General features: G+C 38.1%; 20 protein-coding genes. 2 read left to right on the top strand and 18 right to left on the bottom strand.

Annotated features, from left to right (window positions below):
• Positions 1–36: 36 nt before the first annotated feature.
• From HP548_RS12280 to HP548_RS12235, 11 genes are all read right to left on the bottom strand, one after another.
• Positions 37–390, bottom strand: coding sequence for a hypothetical protein (locus HP548_RS12280; RefSeq protein ID WP_175381785.1), 354 nt, complete (start codon positions 388–390; stop codon positions 37–39).
• 1,099 nt (positions 391–1,489) lie between these two features.
• The gene (locus HP548_RS12275) at positions 1,490–2,518 is read right to left on the bottom strand and encodes a DUF4238 domain-containing protein (protein ID WP_175381784.1); all 1,029 of its coding nucleotides are present in this window, start codon (positions 2,516–2,518) and stop codon (positions 1,490–1,492) included.
• Between the two features lie 36 nt (positions 2,519–2,554).
• Complete coding sequence (locus HP548_RS33925; RefSeq protein ID WP_343054831.1) at positions 2,555–2,695, bottom strand: hypothetical protein; 141 nt, start codon at positions 2,693–2,695, stop codon at positions 2,555–2,557.
• 409 nt (positions 2,696–3,104) lie between these two features.
• Entirely contained in the window at positions 3,105–3,305 is a 201-nt protein-coding gene (locus HP548_RS33335) for a helix-turn-helix domain-containing protein (protein ID WP_246318045.1), read from the bottom strand.
• Positions 3,306–3,506: 201 nt separating this feature from the next.
• A complete protein-coding gene (locus tag HP548_RS12265) occupies positions 3,507–4,580 on the bottom strand; it encodes a hypothetical protein (RefSeq protein WP_175381783.1) in 1,074 nt (357 codons plus the stop codon).
• A 903-nt stretch (positions 4,581–5,483) separates the two neighbouring features.
• Complete coding sequence (locus HP548_RS12260; RefSeq protein WP_175381782.1) at positions 5,484–5,912, bottom strand: hypothetical protein; 429 nt, start codon at positions 5,910–5,912, stop codon at positions 5,484–5,486.
• A gap of 148 nt (positions 5,913–6,060) precedes the next feature.
• A complete protein-coding gene (locus tag HP548_RS12255; RefSeq protein WP_175381781.1) occupies positions 6,061–6,558 on the bottom strand; it encodes a hypothetical protein in 498 nt (165 codons plus the stop codon).
• A gap of 125 nt (positions 6,559–6,683) precedes the next feature.
• A complete protein-coding gene (locus tag HP548_RS12250) occupies positions 6,684–7,451 on the bottom strand; it encodes a hypothetical protein (RefSeq protein ID WP_175381780.1) in 768 nt (255 codons plus the stop codon).
• Between the two features lie 289 nt (positions 7,452–7,740).
• Entirely contained in the window at positions 7,741–9,201 is a 1,461-nt protein-coding gene (locus HP548_RS12245) for an RNA-guided endonuclease InsQ/TnpB family protein (protein ID WP_175381779.1), read from the bottom strand.
• 304 nt (positions 9,202–9,505) lie between these two features.
• Positions 9,506–10,852, bottom strand: coding sequence for a protein kinase domain-containing protein (locus HP548_RS12240; RefSeq protein ID WP_175381778.1), 1,347 nt, complete (start codon positions 10,850–10,852; stop codon positions 9,506–9,508).
• 104 nt (positions 10,853–10,956) lie between these two features.
• Entirely contained in the window at positions 10,957–11,199 is a 243-nt protein-coding gene (locus HP548_RS12235) for a hypothetical protein (RefSeq protein ID WP_175381777.1), read from the bottom strand.
• A gap of 263 nt (positions 11,200–11,462) precedes the next feature.
• Between HP548_RS12235 and HP548_RS12230 the strand changes: the two genes are divergently transcribed.
• Positions 11,463–12,212: a phosphodiester glycosidase family protein gene (locus tag HP548_RS12230; protein WP_175381776.1), complete on the top strand. Its 750-nt coding sequence runs from the start codon at positions 11,463–11,465 to the stop codon at positions 12,210–12,212.
• A 60-nt stretch (positions 12,213–12,272) separates the two neighbouring features.
• Here HP548_RS12230 and HP548_RS12225 read toward each other — a convergent pair whose 3' ends face one another.
• Entirely contained in the window at positions 12,273–12,740 is a 468-nt protein-coding gene (locus HP548_RS12225) for a hypothetical protein (RefSeq protein ID WP_079696873.1), read from the bottom strand.
• Positions 12,741–12,985: 245 nt separating this feature from the next.
• On the opposite strand from HP548_RS12225, the gene HP548_RS12220 reads away from it, so the two are divergent.
• Positions 12,986–13,195 (top strand): hypothetical protein, encoded by a 210-nt coding sequence (locus HP548_RS12220; RefSeq protein WP_175381775.1) that lies wholly within the window; start codon positions 12,986–12,988, stop codon positions 13,193–13,195.
• 26 nt (positions 13,196–13,221) lie between these two features.
• On the opposite strand, the gene HP548_RS12215 is transcribed toward HP548_RS12220, so the two are convergent.
• The 6 genes from HP548_RS12215 to HP548_RS12190 form a co-directional block, all read right to left on the bottom strand.
• Positions 13,222–13,572, bottom strand: coding sequence for a hypothetical protein (locus tag HP548_RS12215; protein ID WP_090811004.1), 351 nt, complete (start codon positions 13,570–13,572; stop codon positions 13,222–13,224).
• 142 nt (positions 13,573–13,714) lie between these two features.
• The gene (locus HP548_RS12210) at positions 13,715–14,386 is read right to left on the bottom strand and encodes an SOS response-associated peptidase (RefSeq protein WP_090811006.1); all 672 of its coding nucleotides are present in this window, start codon (positions 14,384–14,386) and stop codon (positions 13,715–13,717) included.
• Positions 14,387–14,693: 307 nt separating this feature from the next.
• Positions 14,694–15,266 carry an ATP-dependent DNA ligase gene (locus HP548_RS12205; protein ID WP_343054826.1) on the bottom strand — a complete coding sequence of 191 codons (573 nt, stop codon included), beginning with the start codon at positions 15,264–15,266 and terminating at the stop codon, positions 14,694–14,696.
• A gap of 131 nt (positions 15,267–15,397) precedes the next feature.
• On the bottom strand, positions 15,398–15,763 hold the full coding sequence (locus HP548_RS12200) for a hypothetical protein (protein ID WP_090811010.1): 366 nt from the start codon (positions 15,761–15,763) through the stop codon (positions 15,398–15,400).
• Entirely contained in the window at positions 15,747–16,112 is a 366-nt protein-coding gene (locus tag HP548_RS12195; RefSeq protein WP_175381774.1) for a YolD-like family protein, read from the bottom strand. Before HP548_RS12195 ends, HP548_RS12200 begins: the two co-directional genes overlap by 17 nt.
• Positions 16,109–17,347 carry a DNA polymerase IV gene (locus tag HP548_RS12190; RefSeq protein WP_246318039.1) on the bottom strand — a complete coding sequence of 413 codons (1,239 nt, stop codon included), beginning with the start codon at positions 17,345–17,347 and terminating at the stop codon, positions 16,109–16,111. The genes HP548_RS12195 and HP548_RS12190 overlap by 4 nt, the downstream gene beginning before the upstream one ends.
• Positions 17,348–17,363: the final 16 nt, after the last annotated feature.

The following is a 17,363-nucleotide window of genomic DNA, read 5'->3' as shown; positions in this document are numbered from 1 at the left end:
TATTCAATGTATCACGACTTCATTCAATCACAACATCTAGAATGAAAATGCGTTGATAAAATAGATTACAATCATTTTAAAAACTCCCGTTTCTAGTCCCCAAAAAAAAGAAAAACAATAGCCCATCCAACTAACTGATTGTCTGAAAATCTCATATTTTCCTTGGAAGTATAAATAAAAGGCTGTGAGCAGCCATAGGCCACAGATCACAGTATAGAAATACGGATTAATTAGAACTTTAGCCATTAGATATAATGCACTGGACTCATTAAGCATATCAGGAGACCAACCAATCAGAATTTTAATACCTAAGATGACCGTTGCAACACTACTAACAGACCATAATAGTATATGCTTTTTTTTAGGCTCTTGAGTTGCAGTATCTTCCATCAGTCTCTACCTCTCTACTATGTATTATCATCAGAGGACCGGGATCACTAAGGTATGATTTGATCACATAATTATGATGATAGAGCACTGATCCAATACCTAACAAATTTGTCATAAGCCCCTGTTTCTAATCCCCAAAATAACGTAAAGCAAACTCCCATTAGAAAGACTGATCTTCTGAAGACTTCATAATTCCCCTTAAAATAAGAAACACATGCAGACATCAACCATAAACCACAGATCACAATATAGAAAAACGGGTGACATACAACGGTAATAGTTAGATACAAAAGCTCGTATACCCCTATATTCGAGATACTGAACTTATGTAATATCTCCGGAAATAATGTAATCAGAAGCTTCATAGCTGTTACATAAATTGCGAAACTACCAATAGATTTCAAAAACACATGTTTTCTTTCATGCTCCTGTGTTGCTTCCTTTATTGCATTGTCTTCCATTAGCCTCTCCCTCTCTGCTAATATATCGTCAATGTGAGAAGCATGATGAACACTATCCTTTTTCTGTTTCTGTCAAAAAAAATAAAGCACAATCTCTTTTTTAATGAGATCATACTTTATTTGCAGCAACAACACACATCATCATGGTTCTCACGGGGGCATAACTGAATTATATATCAATAATGTAAATCATGCAATACATTATTTAATTCAAATACTTATTTTTTCCCACTTAAAACTTGTGTTATTACCTAATCAAATGAAAAAGCGACCCACATTGTATGTAGGCCACCTTCATTTCTGTGTTACTCACAAGAACAATAATACCTCAGAATTGTAAATCTTGCAATACATATGTCCTTCAATTTAAATATGAATTTTTAAGTGCCATATATTCTTTGTCGAAATGAAGCATGAACTCTGAGTATTTGTTTTGGTATTCTGATTGCATGTTAAGTGTTGTCTTCATCATACTATCTATAGCAAAGTGTCTTGTACTTTTGTCAGGAGAGCTTGTTTCCTTCTCATTAAGTGAATTGAAATGAATATATTCCTTTGCATTCAATATTAACTCGATATATTTATCCATGCATACGCGTTTAACAAATTATCTCGCCTGTACAATAGTTTCAGATGTTTTATAAATCTCGAAATCCAAACGCCTTTATTTTTTTTCCATCTTCCCCCTCAAGAATGTAAACCTCTTTTCCTGCAAAAGCCCCTTTTCTTATTTCCGGTGATAGGTTTAATAGGTCTAAAAACTCTCCATAATAAGTAATCATATCCATATCACTTAGATGCTTCTGTTGTATGAGAGTTGGTCCTCCAAGATCAATTTTAGCTTTAGAATATCGCGAACTCCAAGCATCCATCAAAATGGATTCTTCCGCTCCATAAATCTCACTTCTTGCGCAACTTGCCATGCTGCCATTATATGCTCTAATTATCCTCTCATCTGATAGTTTAATCTGAGGTAACATGATTTTATGAGTCTCTTCAATTTTATACGCGCTCGTTGTTTTTATTTCTATTGGCTTTTTTGCAATCATAATCATTATTTCTTTATTAAATGGTACAAGATACCCCGCTGGCCCACCATCTATACTAGCATCAAATAAGCCATATCCCCGATCATTAGTTATTAAAGGAACACTGGTACGATTATGAACAAGCCGCCATTCTGCATCTACTAGTAACCCACAATTAAGTTGATAATCAATCAACCTATTCATATTATTGTTATCCTTTAATGCGGAGTCGTCGAATACGTCCTTTAACCAAGGTGCTCTTTTTTCTAGATAGTGAGAGTAATCAATTTCTCTAACAAATAACTGTGAAACAAAAGGCACGATTACAGTACTCCATATGATTGCATCGAAGAGATAAGAGTCTGTGTGTTCAGCAAGTAGACTCGTTGCATTAGGAAGTTTGTTTTCAACATAGTCCCATGTTTTATCGATGTAATCTTTAGATCCAAAGCCTTCGTTAGCAATTGTATATATGTTTTTCTTCATACCCACGTTTTCTGCTTGTGTACTGTAAATTTCTTTTCCATCTCTTTGTACAAAAACGATACTTTTCCGACTAGAACTACTGTTAATCGTCTTAGCAAAATTCCCTAAAAAGCTTGCAGGAATAACATGTTGGTTGCTAGTAAATTGAGCCATTTGCGTAATATCTCCTATTAAAATCGAATATTATGTTTATTTTACCATGTTAGGGTGCCCAGGAGATATAATGGATTCGGCAATACGTTCGTGAATACGAGCGACATGTTGCTTTGCTTTCTTCCAGTTCGCGCCGCCTGGAGTAAGCGGAGCCATCCGTCGCTGCCAACGTGCCAGCTTTTTCTCGTGTTGGCGGTAAAAGCGAGGATTCGCATAATGTTCGCCATTCGAGCATCAGGCATATTCTTTCAAGCCCAGGTCGATGCCAATATGTGCATCCACTTGCTGCAGCGGATTCTTTTCAACTTCGCAAACCAGCGAAACAAAAAACTTCCCGCTGGCGTTTTGACGCACGGTAGCGGGCAATATGCGGCCTTCCAGCTTCCGGGAATTTGCAAAACGCATCCAGCTGAGTTTGGAGAGTTTCAAGCGACTACACTCCACGGCGATATTCCCGTTCGTGAATTTGGTTGTGTAACTTTGAATCGGATGCTTTCTGCTCTTGAAGCGTGGCGTTTGATTTTGCTTTTTCAAGAAGCGATCAAAGCTATCTACCACATGATGAGCAGTTGACTGCAAAGCGATGCTATCGACTTCTTTCAGCCAGTTGTATTGTGCTTTTAATAAGGGGAGTTGTTTCGCACAAGCTTAATAGGATAAGCCCTTTCCCGTTTCCGCATAGATTTGATTCCACGTGTCCAAGAAGTAATTGAACACAAAAGTGGCAGCAGCCAAACATACGCCTGATGAGTTGCTGTTGTTCAGGTTTGGGGTAGATCCGGTACATGTAGGCTTGATGAATCAGCACGTGCGACATCTCCTTTCTAGTACTCTTATTCCTAATTATAGGACATACGTTCGGATTAAAGTCGAAAACCGCTGATTCATCCCCACCCTATTGAGGGTGGAGTATTCTCCGCTTTTATAGATAAAAAAGCCCTACAAGAATATTTCTCTTGTAAGGCCGTTGTATTAATATATATCACGCTTATTCAGTCGTCGCAGCTACTTCCTGCAGCTCACGAATCAGCTCTTCACGTTTTCTATGGATTGTTGCTCCGGTAGAAGATTTTACGCCTGCTCTCCATTTGGTTCTGAACCCTTCTGAAGCCACCGATCGAATCACTTCAAGTGAGTCCATCTCAGATGAAGACAAGGGACGACTTACAGAAGGTTTATTTATCTGATTGGTCAACATTTCTTTCATGATCCTCACTCCTTCTTCCAGTAGTTCAGGCATTTGAAAATCTCCAAAGTGACAAAACTTGTTTGGTGATATGAATTTACCACTTTTCTCCGATAAATTCAAGGAAATCCGGTAATCCTCGACCAGAGATTCCTTTAAAATCATCAATTGCTGTTGAGCAGGCTTGTCTTCAAAATGTGGTATTCTCCGTTCAACGTTCTCGTAGTATCCATTAACCACAAACCAATCAAAAATATCTACAGGCGTATGTATACCCAATTCATCAAACTCTCTCCAGTGTAAAATGTGGCCATATTCATGTTGTAAGCTTTGAGCACATCTCTCATGTATGTTTAATAACCGCAGGTTCTCAATCAAATCATTCTGTACATCTGGTTCCATGTAGCCCATTAATGTTAACTCTGTTGCAATATCCAGAAACAATCTACTTTCTTGTTCAACCCTATCTCTTGTATCATCAGGCAACAATATGATTCTTTCCTGTTTGTCATTCGTGCGGTACATTAAGGCTATCCCATCGCCGCGTAAATGACTCCGGAATTTGAAGTACAGATTGAATACTTCTACTTCATGAAGCCGGGCTCCCCTACGATTAGCAATCTTATATCCGCCATTAATTTCATGTCTGGTTCTCGGCGGAGCGAGTGTTTTAATCACCTGTTCGTGACTCGTAATTAAATCCATTACAAGCCCTGCTTTCGTCCGGATATTTCTGATTGTATCCCGATCATATTCGAATATTTTCCTCTCTGAATCTTCATTGTCCTCAAAAAATTCGCACTCAATGAAATCTATTTCAGATTCGTTTTCTTCGTTTTCATCTAAAAGCACAATTTTTTCTGCTAGTACACTCAATGAATGAAACTCCCCTCAGAACATAATAGTTTGCATAACTCTATTATATACCATTATTTTCATCAAGTAAGTTTATCCATTCGACTTTTCCCACTACTTATTCTGTAAGACATCAAGCGTCTGCTCCTTCACGTACCAGATATTAATCACAGTTACACCAATTTTAATTACCTTAAGAACGGTTTCGGTATTAATTAGTCTCTTTTAACCCTATTACCAAGATCGTCATAAACAACACCTGTTATCTTTGTAGCTTTCACAGCAGATTTCACTGACCAGTGAGAGCTGCTGATTCCCCTACAGCCAAATATAAATCATTCCCAGCTTGACTCGATCGCGCCAGGATTCCCCAAACAGTTCTTGCCCATATGTACCATGTAGTGACGGAAAGTCCTATATAAACGATTCCTGCCCTGGCAAAACTTCAACAATCTTAATCATGCTTTGTCCCTCGCACTTTAAGTTCGTTAAACAACTCATATTTGTTTACTAAATAGGTTAGGAACTCATAGTCGCTGCGCCCTGTTTCTTTATATCTCCTTTAATCGCCTATGAGACAGGTTATCATTTTAATCTGACCACGTACAAATTAAGAATTTCGCTGATACTCTGATCGATTTCGTTCTTTTCAATTCTGATTTATAAATGTAGACAAAAAAAGCCCCCCAATCAGATATTTACGAGTGGGGGGCTTTCAACTATAAATGCTCCATATTCAACAAAATTCTCTTAGTATTCATAAGATGTTAATATTCATTATGCTTACGGATTCTTTGAGCAGACACTTTAATTAAGGATTCCTGAGCTACTGGTGTTGGATAAACCACTGATTGCACAGACTGCTTTTAATGTGTTGTATTGGATCACCAATCTGAATTTCTCCATAAATCAGTTAACCGTGGTCTAAATAATCCATTTATTTATACTCCAAAGGTAGGTAGCAAGCAGTACTGACAAAGACATCAAGCACAGTCCCCACGCTAAAACAAATACAGCCACAAAGAGTAAATCCGTTTGAGAATTCGGTTTCGTTTCTCTTGCTTTACGTAAATATCCAGGCACTATCAGCATAGCCCATATCACAATCAGTGCTATAGGTAATGCACACGCAGTTAAACCGATTAAGATTGCAACCGAGAAAAGACTTTTTATATCAAATAATTGTTTAATTGCAAAATTTGAAGCAATGGATATACCGCATATCGTAAAGAAACTACTTACAATACTTAGCTTGTCAGAAGGTGTCCCGTTAATGAAATCATATATCAGTCCTCTGACGAAACCTTCTGGTTTAATTGGTTTTTCGCGTTCTTCACTTGTCTTATTAGCCAACCATATCTCTCCACTCAATTTTTACTGTAGATGCTAGTATGTTGTTGTCCTGTTTACATCAACAATCTTATTTTTTGATTTGAAAGCTTGTCTTTTCTATACATAGAACCGAATATCAACCATACCTATCATAAACCTTTACAGTGTTCTAAAAATATTTCCATATATTCACTAGCCCATAAATATCCCAGCATGCAATACTGATATTTGCCAGCACCATAATGGATTTAAATAATGCAAGTGAATCATAGTCAATATCGGGAATTTCGATAAATTTTTCGATTATATCCATTACTATTTTAGGGAAAATTAATGCTATAGTTGTGAAAACACCTGCAAAAGTGCTTACCAACATGTAAACAAAAGCAGACTTAGCAGTCTTAACTAATTGCGCTGATTTTTCTAGTATTTCCTCTGCATTTATTTGTATTACATTTGGGTCATTGTCTTCAGTTGTGTTTTCTAAAGACTCAAATAGACTATCAAACCCTTGAGTAATGGATGGGGCTGCTTGACCTAAGCTATCAACTTCTTGCGTTAATCGGCCGTATTCTAAATTTGACCAAGTTGAAAAAACCAAATTAATGATGAAAACAAGACTAAAATAAATAACCGCACAATAAACTGACCAGTGATGATTTCTCATATATATTATTCCCCCTATGTCTACTATCGGCATAGGGGATTATTTCAAGTTAGATCTAATAACGGTGGCATGTGGAATCAAGACATTATTCATACATTTAGGAATTCTAAATTATTTATTCAAAATTATGAGCTTTTCAAATTTCTAATTCTTTGAAGTTCCTCTTCAAGCAACATTGCCACAGTTTCAGTCGTTCCTGTGTCGTGCAATACTTGATATAAATACTCATTCCAATCTGGATCTACAGTATCAATTTTCACCTTCGAATCAATTGTCACAGATTTACTATTTTCACCAAAGTTTACTTCGAACAGAGCATAGGGGTACCTACTCTGTCTGATTCCAAGATTAAAAAGCGTCAATTTATTTTCTTTAGGTAACCATTCTAAAAGATGACGGTACTCTGAAATTTTCATTGGTCTATCTAGGATTTCTACCCCCTTCTTTTGATGGATAAGTTCATTATTTGAATCAAGGATCTGCATGTCCATTATCTGAATGTCTATTTTCTCATTCTCCGCAATAACAAAAACGCCTTTCCCATTAGAACCTGGCCACATGAACCATTCTCGAATTCTATCAATGTTATTTTTTAGAAATTCCGCTGATTCTTTTCTCAAAACACCCATTGGAATAGGGTACCTCTTATCTACATTATTTATCTTTTCATCACTAAAGTAATAAGCCATCCATTTTGGGATAAGATTACACACATCAGAAACAAATCTAATTAAAATACTCTCTTCTTCATCGATGCATTCTAGTTTGTATACATACTTAATTGAGTCATATTGATCTGGTAGATGATATTTATCAGTAGTACGGAGTGTATTTGAATAAGCATATTGTTTCTCATCATAAGATAATGTAATGTTTTGATTTTTGATCATCATGTATTGTTCTCTCCCAATATTCATTTTTTCAATATCTGAATAATGTACAGGTCATCCTGAGCGAAACCAATCTTTAATAATTGCTACAAATTATCGTTCAGTTGATGCATTGAGTGCAATGCATAATAAGCCTACTTCACTACATATATCTTTCAATACATCATAGGACGGCACAAACGAATATCACCAAGCGATGTAACTGCTAATTCTCATGAAAACTCCCATCGCTTAGCTAACGCTTGAAGCGAGGGTTTCTTATGTATCGTCCTCATTTATGTTTAAAAACACGTTAAAGGACGTTTAACACAAGTGGAGTTGACACAGCGACAGCCATTAGGTTGTCCAACCCCTCTATTCCATTTGCCAAAGCATTTGGAACTTCTTTTCGCATAATGTTGTAGGCTCCATTTACATCCGCATTAATGCATATGCCTGCTTTCGAACGGTACATTCCTCGGTGAATTCGGTTACCCGAAAAGTTTTTCAGTAGATCACTTTCACCATATGTAGGAATGGCATCACCATCTAAGAAACTCGCCTTTGATGTGTAGGACTCCTCTCTTACAATAATTTCAATACCAAGACGTTTTGCCTTGTACGTCATCATCTGAATGAGCAATTTGTGTGGAATGTGGCAAAACGATTGATTGTTTCGTTTTCCCATATTGGTTTCACTCTTCCACTGCGTATTACGACCAATGATGATCGTTCCAATCTGCTCTTCTACGGCAAGTTGAATGATCTGGTAGCTCGCTTTGTGAAAAAAATCTTTCATTTTAAGAAATCGCTTCCGATTCAGACGTACTAGGCGATGGCTTGTCTGCTGCCCTTCGTTTGGCTTCTTTCCTTGTCGTAAAATGCCCAGGTAATGTGCTTTTTGTTTGTTGTAATACTGATTCATCGCTTTGGCGACCTTGCCCTTGACTAATGTAGGCTTTTTGCCTGTATTAGTCACAATGGTTGCAAGATTATCAATGCCTAAATCGATGGCCATGACTCGTTCTTTTGGAAAAGCTTGCTCCGTAATTTCACAAGAAAAGACCAGCTCTACAAAAAAGCGTCCATAGGACGGAATGACACGTACTTGCATGAGCTTTCCTTTGGTGTAGCCCAACTTTCCAATGTTGAGTCGCTCTTTTGTTAAGGGAAGTTTAAGGAATTTCCCTTCTTTAATAACGCAATCTTGATTGGTCAGAATGAGCTCTCTTTGATGATTCCGACAATACGATGGGATACGTGGTTTCGCCTTGAAAGCAGAAGGATTCTTTCGAAATACCTTTAACGATTCAAAGTAACTTTTCCAGTTTTGAAAAACGATTTTCATGACATTTTGGCTACTTTGTGTCGGTAAAGAACGATAATTTTCTTGTTTCATCGCCTTAAACAAAGCATCCAAGAAGTTGTAGTTCAGCATCGGTTCTTCCCTTGTTGGTAAAGAAAAGAAGTTTGGTTTGACTATCTTTCGTTGATCTTCTGATTTTAGCAATTCTTTTGCTTCTCTTTTTTGATAACTAAGAAGCTGAACCTCATTCATTGTGTTGATATGTGTACGAAGCATATCCAAAACTTCTTGTTGGAGCGGCTGTAGATCACTCTCTTGTTTTAGGGCTGTATACGTTTGACGAATAAAAAAATTCGTCGTGTTGTACAAGTTTTTGGCTTGTCCACACAACACTTGAAAATATAAGAATAGCCTATGCCCTGGTTTGATCCAAACTTGATGAGTTTGATACTGTTCCTCTTGTTTCAATTTTCATTTCACCTCCTTTTAAGCAATTCACGAAGAACACCTTTGTTATATGTACACTACTATGATATACAGGAAAGACAAAAAGAAAAGCGATTCACCACCCACTTGAAGAAGTGGGCGTACTCTCGCCTTACCTTGATAGAAGGACATGATGAGTATGTGAGTTTGGGTGATGATTCTATAAAGAAACTATATGAGATTCTGAAAAACTATTTATCAAAAAAATAATGATAACATGAAAAAAAGGGATCAATTGTAAGTGCAAAAGTTCCCCTTGTCACATGTAACTTCTGATCAATACCTCTTATCGTAGCGACTCGTTAGATTTCATTGATATTGAATCTATGATCTTAACAAAGTCATTCACAACTGTATAATCAACTCGCTCATCCTCGTCATAGTAATTTTCCATGGAAGGAATGCGATGTTGATAGAGATGTACCTTTTTATCTAAACATACTACATCTGAAACAAATTTTGCTTCTGTATCTGTGTACCTTACAAAAATTCTTATTGCAGGCAAACTTGTATTTCTATGGTGTCCAATTATTGGGGATATTAAATAACTATTTAAGCTGAAGAATTCTAATTTATACTTTATATATTTTAGAATATCCACTTCATCATCTAGTTGCTGTGTTCGGAAATAGTATTCTTGGTTCTCCAAAATAAGATTAAAATTCTTAATTAATTGGTCCGTTGCAACAGTACGATCCGCAGAGTTATGAAAAAACCTTCCCTCTTCAGATTGATGCGATAAAACTTGTAACTCTTTGTAGCTGAAGATACGTTTTTTATCAGATAATAGATCCCTATACCCTTCTAACATTCTTAAAAACTCTTTGATATCAACCCTGTTTTTTGGTTCATAACGAGAAGCGCACTCAAGAATATTATGTAAAAGATCTGTAGGTACTCCCTTCAAATATCTGGAGACAGAAATTTCTTCAACATTTCGACTATAAGAACCTTCAAAACAACTACTGTCATTATAAGTAATTAGCATCCACAATGTTTTTGCCAAAGACCATACATCAGCTGGTCTTGCATCTTCCACTAGCCCGCCACGTCTCATTTCCGGTGCGATAGTTGCGTAGTTTCCAATTCTCTCATCTTTTCCTGTTAAATTTTTATCATCAATTTCAGGGTACGCTACTAAACCAAAGTCACCAAAAGCCCACGTGTCTTTATAGTAATAAAGATTACTTGGCTTAATATCTCTATGAACAATTATATGGCTATGCAATTCAGCTAAAGTTTGGGACAAAGAAATCAAACTCTCAATAATCATTTCTAGATCTCTAGTTTCACCTAATTTTTCAGCGATAGGCTCAGCAAGATCCATAACATACCATAACTCAGTCCCCTTTAGGTCTGCTGTGAATTCAAACTCACTTTTTAATTCTTCTGGAATATAAGTGAATCGTATAGGGATTATTCCTTGTATTTCGTCCTGATATTCCTCAACAAATTTGATTTCATTTAAAAAACGTTTCACTTTTTTAACATCTTTAGCTGAATGTATTTTTAAAATTTTCAAAACATACTTTATTTCATTCTCATCTTTAACTAAGTACAAGTTTCCGTTCCCACCAAAAGCGAAATTCCGGTCTATCACTACATATGGATTATAATCTTTAGTTTTGTTCAATCCCAATTCTCCTTATGCTTGCCCAACAAATTAGGCCAATCTCATTGTACCGGTTGACCTTCTCCGTAAAGACATTCTTTGGTATGCCATATATCTTTATAATTCTAATGTTGTTGACCACGGTCAATTTCAAGGATTGCTTCTGGCAACCCAAATGCATTCCACAATGCATCTAGCATAGGTTTAAGCATCCTTGCTAGTGATACTGGCAATGTAACAGAATCATCCAAGTTTTTAATATCTATAAGTACCTCAGGAAGAACTAACTTATCTTCATTATGTGAATATGTATCTGGTCCCCAATACCGATCAGGTAAAATGAATTCGAGATTTCTTACAGCATACATAGAACAAACTAGTCTGATAATACCATAAGTTCCAAAGGGATATGTAAATTTATTGCATTTGTACGGAATTACTATGTCTAATCTTTTTCACATAACTCTAGTTATCTGGTGAAATAGATATTCATGCGTTTAGTTAAATTCAAATTATTTATTTTTCAAAAGTGGTTGTTAAATTACTGCATTAATTACCTTCATATATGAGAGACGAAAATAGTGGCCACTAGCTTCGTACAACACTATTAACTATTATGGAGGTTTTAATTATGACAGTCGCTCAACATATTCAATATTCACACAACAACAAAGTAGTACACGCCATTAAAGCAGATCTGGGGGCCATTGTACTTCGCAATATCGGCGCAACAGCTGTTGTTAACCAACCGAAATTCGGAGTCAACGGAACATTCTTCAACCTCACAAACGGTCAATTGACTGGTATTGCTATGCAAAATGGTGCAAGAGTACACACGAATGGACATCTTAATCAAGGACCATGTGGTACTGCGACTAAACGAGGTACCATGTATTGTTACAATGGCGGGAATGCCATCAGTACAGGTGTTGTCGGAGCATACACTGAAACGAGCTTGAGCAACATCAAATGGGCCATTGGTGGCTACAGTCTATTCCCGAATGTTTCATATGCTAACTCTGCTGCATTCTATACTGCGATTAATGGTACAGGCGACGCGAATGCATGTACTGACGCTAAAGCCAATACTCAAAATGCTTATCGCTTCAGCCCTAGCATCAACCGTCCACGTACTGCAATTGGTTGGGATGGATCAAAAATCTGGTTAGCTGTGTTCCAATCAGAGAATGCATATGAAGTACGTCAGTTCATGATTAACCGTGGTTGTAACTTGGCTATTATGCTGGACGGTGGAAGTTCTTCCCAAATGAAATATGCCGTTGTCCGTAATGGCAACCCTTCACCAGTGTCTTACGATCCGGGTAATGAACAACGCCCCGTTTACACTATGGTCGCCGTAGAAGCAACTGATTGGGTTTAAGGTTCGACGACACAAAGAAGCAGTCCCCCTATGAGGGACTGCTTCTTCTTTACGCTGTTCCTAGTCTGTTCCAGAGATAATCCATTTTCCATCCTTCTTCTCGAATACAAATAGAGCTATTCCAGGCTCTTGTTTTGTATCGTATTTTATTGTGGTTTCCACACTTCCAATATTTTCAGACATGAAGTTAATTGATTCAAGTTGAATACTTTCGACTTTCATAGGCGTTAAGGTCTTCATATGGTTCGGATTAAAGAGCTTCAGGAATTCCTCTTCGTTCCCTTCATTTCTATACTTTGTTGATAGATTTACTACTTTAATCATCTCCAGCTCGTCACCCTCATAACCAGCTTCATCAATGTATATACTTTGTTCCTCTTTGACTTGATCCTTTTCTTCTGTTTGAGCGGGCACTTGCTCAGTTGATTGAACAGGATCGGGTGCCTGCGCCTCGTCAGATCCACAACCAGCCATTAAGAGTACACTCAACACAAGGCTGCTAGCCAATAATGCTTTTTTTAAATTCATCCCAAAATCCCCCTATCTAAATTCACCTTCATTACAATAGACGCAAATAAATCCATAAAGTTACATTTAAATCTCTTTAGACTACCAATTATAGAACACATGTTCCAATTCAAAAAAGTTAGGTTTGGAGAGCCACAGACTCTGTTTTTCATGTTAGATCTATATAACATACTAATTACTCTTTCAAGACAGACAAAGAAGGAATTTATTTCACTCTCACAGAAATTAATTGTGAGGTGAATAACATGAACCATACATATAGAGTGCTGAAGGGAGATATAGACTTTTTTGTAGCTGCAATTAGGCAGGATCAGGTAGCGGTTTGGCATGTCCAGGATGATCGGGAACACATCATTGATTATGGCGGTACGGTGGAGGCATTTAGTGGGGTTTCTATTAAAGTCGCGGGCAAAAGATACTTTCGTGATACATTTGAATTTAGAGCACAAAAATAGGAGCCGATTACCTGGCTCCTATTAATTCAATTAAATAGTTTTTTTATTAGATTTAACAAATCATAACCATACTCTTCAAGAATTAAGCTTACCCCTGCTAATCCAATAAATAAAAATACACATCCACAAAAAAAGCAAACAGTAATAGAACTAAAAGCACTAGAATTACCATAATGTTGACCGCAGTGCGGGCATACATAAGCATTTGTTGATATTGTTCTCTCGCATGATTCACAACTCATTAATTTACTAGCTGGCTTAAATTTATCAATAATATTCACTATCATCATATAAAAGCACATAAATGCAAAACAAAACATTACCAGAAGCATTATTATAGCTACTCCGGACATAAACACATCACTTAAATTGTCCATCTTCTCCCCCTAAACTCTGTATGTATTATATAAAATCTATAGACTCAATTGAGTCTATCAGATGAAAAAACAATCTTCCATATGTTTCTAAAAGCTTAGTAACTGAAAAGAGCGATACCTTTAAGGTATCGCTCTCCAAATACTAATTTAGATTCTTAATCAAGCCTTCATTATTGTTCCGCACATTACCCACTTCTTTAGGAACCTCATATGCTCGCATCTCAGAAGCTTGATATGGCTTCAAAAGGCCAAGTAAAGACTGAACATCGTCATTATCTCTTCCTAGCCATTCCTCCTCATCCTCGGGGCGCAGAATAACAGGCATTCGATTATGAATGTCTTCCATAAGGCTATTTGGTTCGGTTGTAATGATGGTGCACGTACTCAGTTTGTTGCCGTCTGGATCTGTCCAGGTATCGTACAGCCCAGCCAAAGAAAAGATGCTATTGTCCTTCATCAGAATGCGCATTGGTAGCTTTGCCGATCCTTCTTTGCGCCACTCATAAAATCCGTTCGTGGGGATGATACAGCGCTTAGAACTGATTAGGCGCTTGAAGGAAGTCTTTTCGGTTAACGTCTCTGCACGAGCATTGATCATCTTGTTACCGATCTTGTCATCCTTGGCCCAAACGGGAACCAGTCCCCATCGTAGCGAACCCAATCGATTACCATCTTTGCTGCCGATAATTGTCGGGATGTACTGCATCGGTGCTGCGTTATAGTTGGGGCGGTATTCAAATCCATCAACTATAGAAGCATGATACCTATCCATGATTGCATCTAAGGGGTCAGTGATCGTAAATCTACCACACATACAAAGCACCTCCTGTATTGTCCTTACAATATATAATCACACAATAAATTGCTCAAACACCGGTATACGTAGTAATCCGGATTTGGTCCAATTGCGCATTCTAACCCTAGCTCGTATTCGGGGCTCCAGGTAAACGTTATTCTTATCTTCACCTCTGATAAGCTGTGAACAAACTCCTCGGAATGCTTGCTTATGTTTTGTACTGGGTCCGTGCTCAATAATCCCTACCGGACGCATTCTGCCAGTTGGATCTGGTGCAGCAGCAAGCCACCCAAACTCAGATTTTTTGTATCCAATAATATACACATCAGCGAAGGACCAGTTTATGATCTTCAACCAAGCTTTGGACCGTCTGCTGACATACCTGGCTGTCCTTCAACTTTCCTACCGTCCCCTCCATTCCCATTACCTCAATCTGGTTGTAAAGTGCCTCTCCTGAGCTTTCTATATACGGTACCAGTCCAAAACTACTTGAGGGTAATTTAAGGCTGTGTAGAATCGCTTTACGATCCATAAGGGTCAGCTTGCGAAGGTCCCGACCTTTGTACTGAAGAATATCAAATATGGCGAAAGTTGCAGGCAAAGTTTTGGTGAGAAGTTGTATCTTGCTAGTCTGTTTGGTGCTGAATCGACTCATTACACCCTCAAAGTCGTTCAGACCTGTTGCTGGATCTGTGCAAGCGACCTCGCCGTCCAGGATGATGTCAGATTCAAAGGGCAATATCAACTCAGGATACTGACTGGTGCAATCGTTGTGGTGTCTTGTATATAACCGGACTGATCCGGATTGTTGCGAATATAACAACCGATGTCCATCAACCTTAGGTTCAAAAATATAATCCGAGTGGCTGAATGGCTCGGGTGCTGTCTCTAATAACATAGGGCTAATAAACATAAAAACACCTCATCCCCATTATAGCCCTTTGGCATAAAGGTTTGAGGCGGTAATTCTTGGAGCTTAGATTATAAATAAACACCTACTCGCGAAGCATTGATAAATCCCACACCGTTTTATATTAGTTCTGTGATATCTACCTTCATATAATCAGTGAGGAGCAGTGTGACATCAACTTTAACTTTACTCCAGTGCAGGTCCATCTTGTGTTTGTACTCCTTATTCGAGTACTTCACAATTAATCCAAGATCTGATTTAGTTTGTTCGATGATTATTATCTTGTTGTCCTTTAAGTTCTTCTTACATTGGTACATATCTAATGAGATCTTAGCCTGCAGGTTATCTAAGTATTGAAGATATACAGACTTCATTTTAACGTTAGAGCCTGCTATCTTTTTCTTGTCATTTTCTACGGTGCTCATCAAGAAAGGATATATAGTATGTTTTTTTACCAGAGCAAGTTCTTCAGCAGTCTCCCTCATAATCCATATCACCTTCTTCAAGTTTCACCGAAACCATTTGGTCATAGTCTAAAGTTTCAAACCCAGTATCCGTCTCCACTTTGAACTTCTTTCCAAAATCCTTTACGGAAGTAACAATTCCCTTAACGTATTTGTTACCCCTCTCATGGAATAGTTCTATGCTTGCTACTAAAGTGTAATTCAACGACATCCGTAGATTCTGAGCAATGATTTCCCACTCATCTTCATGAATCAGTGGTTTCGCTTGAACATGAATTTGAGTACGATGCTGTATAATTCGTTCTTTATGTTGTGGAAGCATCATGCGGCTCGATTCCCATAATCCATTGGCCTCCAGTTTTTTGCTCATTTGTAATGCCCCCCAATTTTAGATGCTCTATCGATCGCTTGACCCGCAGCCGTAATGGAGCTCGCTCGCAGAATGGAGATGTCGCCAAATCGATCCTTAATGTCGTCCATCACCTGATCAATGGCTCGTTTCTGCTCTTGATCATCAAAGAAAGAGAGTTGATATGTATCCGCGTTGGATAATTGAGACAGGGATACGCCTACACGGCGCACAGGTTGCCCATCCCAATGTTGATGGAATATGCGTTTGGAAAACTTGCACACATCAACGGTTATGTTTGTAGGATCAGACAGTTTAACCTGCCTGTGAAAACCAGTGGGGTGATCAAAATCTGCTCCCGATACACTTACAGAAATGACACTACCCATCAGCCCCTTTTTACGGGCTCTTCTGCACACTTCTGTACAGATATCGAGAATAACCACTTCAATCTCCCATGCTTCTGTAAAATCTCTGGGCAGGGTCATTCCGTTTCCAATATCCTTTTGTGTACTGTGTGTGTTGACGGTTACCGGCGAATTGTCGAGTCCATTGGCAACTCTCCAGATGACTTCTCCATTAACACCCCATTTGCTTCTTAATTTGGAAAGAGGCGTATTCGCCAAGTCTTTAATGGTTCGGATACCCATCTTCCACAGATGCTTTTCCATCCTTGAACCGATCCCCCACATATCTCGGATAGGTTTTTGGCCAATATGTTTATGCAGCTCATCTTTTTTTAAATGGAATACGCCTCCTTCCACCTTTTTTGCGATCATATCACAGCAAAGCTTACTGATTATTTTGTTCTCCCCAATGCCAGCCCTGGCATAGACGCCGGTAGCATTAAAGATTTTGTCTTGAATCTGTTTTGCCAAGTCCACTGGATCATTCGCAAACAGATGAAGTGAGCCTGTCACGTCAATAAACATCTCGTCAATACTATATGGCTCTACTTGGTCTGAAAACTCCTCCATAATACTCATAATTTGAGTCGAAACTTCAATGTATTCCTGCATATGTGGTCTAACAATAATTAACTCGGGACACTTCTGAAGGGATTGCCAAAGTGGTTCAGCAGTCGACACACCCTTAGCTTTTGCCAAAGGACAAGCTGCCAATATGATACCAGATCGTCTTGCAGGATCTCCCGCTACTGCTAGAGGCTTATCCCGATATTCAGGCATCTTTGCCTTCTCAACGGATGCATAAAAGCTCTGCATATCAATTAACATGATTGTTCTTTGCTTAGCCATCATTTTTCACTCCCGC

The sequence above is a fragment of the Paenibacillus taichungensis genome (assembly GCF_013359905.1).
Classification (GTDB): Bacteria; Bacillota; Bacilli; order Paenibacillales; family Paenibacillaceae; genus Paenibacillus; species Paenibacillus taichungensis.
Note: the sequence above shows the minus strand (reverse complement) of the source record. Positions and strands in the feature narration are given on the sequence as shown.

What these genes read in the sequence shown, in the direction of transcription:
- HP548_RS12280 (WP_175381785.1), bottom strand. Translation starts at nt 390, where the DNA reads ATGGAAGATACTGCAACTCAAGAGCCTAAAAAAAAGCATATACTATTA.
- HP548_RS12275 (WP_175381784.1), bottom strand. Translation starts at nt 2,518, where the DNA reads ATGGCTCAATTTACTAGCAACCAACATGTTATTCCTGCAAGCTTTTTA.
- HP548_RS33335 (WP_246318045.1), bottom strand. Translation starts at nt 3,305, where the DNA reads ATGTACCGGATCTACCCCAAACCTGAACAACAGCAACTCATCAGGCGT.
- HP548_RS12255 (WP_175381781.1), bottom strand. Translation starts at nt 6,558, where the DNA reads ATGAGAAATCATCACTGGTCAGTTTATTGTGCGGTTATTTATTTTAGT.
- HP548_RS12250 (WP_175381780.1), bottom strand. Translation starts at nt 7,451, where the DNA reads ATGATGATCAAAAATCAAAACATTACATTATCTTATGATGAGAAACAA.
- HP548_RS12235 (WP_175381777.1), bottom strand. Translation starts at nt 11,199, where the DNA reads ATGTATGCTGTAAGAAATCTCGAATTCATTTTACCTGATCGGTATTGG.
- HP548_RS12230 (WP_175381776.1), top strand. Translation starts at nt 11,463, where the DNA reads ATGACAGTCGCTCAACATATTCAATATTCACACAACAACAAAGTAGTA.
- HP548_RS12225 (WP_079696873.1), bottom strand. Translation starts at nt 12,740, where the DNA reads ATGAATTTAAAAAAAGCATTATTGGCTAGCAGCCTTGTGTTGAGTGTA.
- HP548_RS12220 (WP_175381775.1), top strand. Translation starts at nt 12,986, where the DNA reads ATGAACCATACATATAGAGTGCTGAAGGGAGATATAGACTTTTTTGTA.
- HP548_RS12215 (WP_090811004.1), bottom strand. Translation starts at nt 13,572, where the DNA reads ATGGACAATTTAAGTGATGTGTTTATGTCCGGAGTAGCTATAATAATG.
- HP548_RS12210 (WP_090811006.1), bottom strand. Translation starts at nt 14,386, where the DNA reads ATGTGTGGTAGATTTACGATCACTGACCCCTTAGATGCAATCATGGAT.
- HP548_RS12205 (WP_343054826.1), bottom strand. Translation starts at nt 15,266, where the DNA reads ATGTTATTAGAGACAGCACCCGAGCCATTCAGCCACTCGGATTATATT.
- HP548_RS12200 (WP_090811010.1), bottom strand. Translation starts at nt 15,763, where the DNA reads ATGAGGGAGACTGCTGAAGAACTTGCTCTGGTAAAAAAACATACTATA.
- HP548_RS12195 (WP_175381774.1), bottom strand. Translation starts at nt 16,112, where the DNA reads ATGAGCAAAAAACTGGAGGCCAATGGATTATGGGAATCGAGCCGCATG.
- HP548_RS12190 (WP_246318039.1), bottom strand. Translation starts at nt 17,347, where the DNA reads ATGGCTAAGCAAAGAACAATCATGTTAATTGATATGCAGAGCTTTTAT.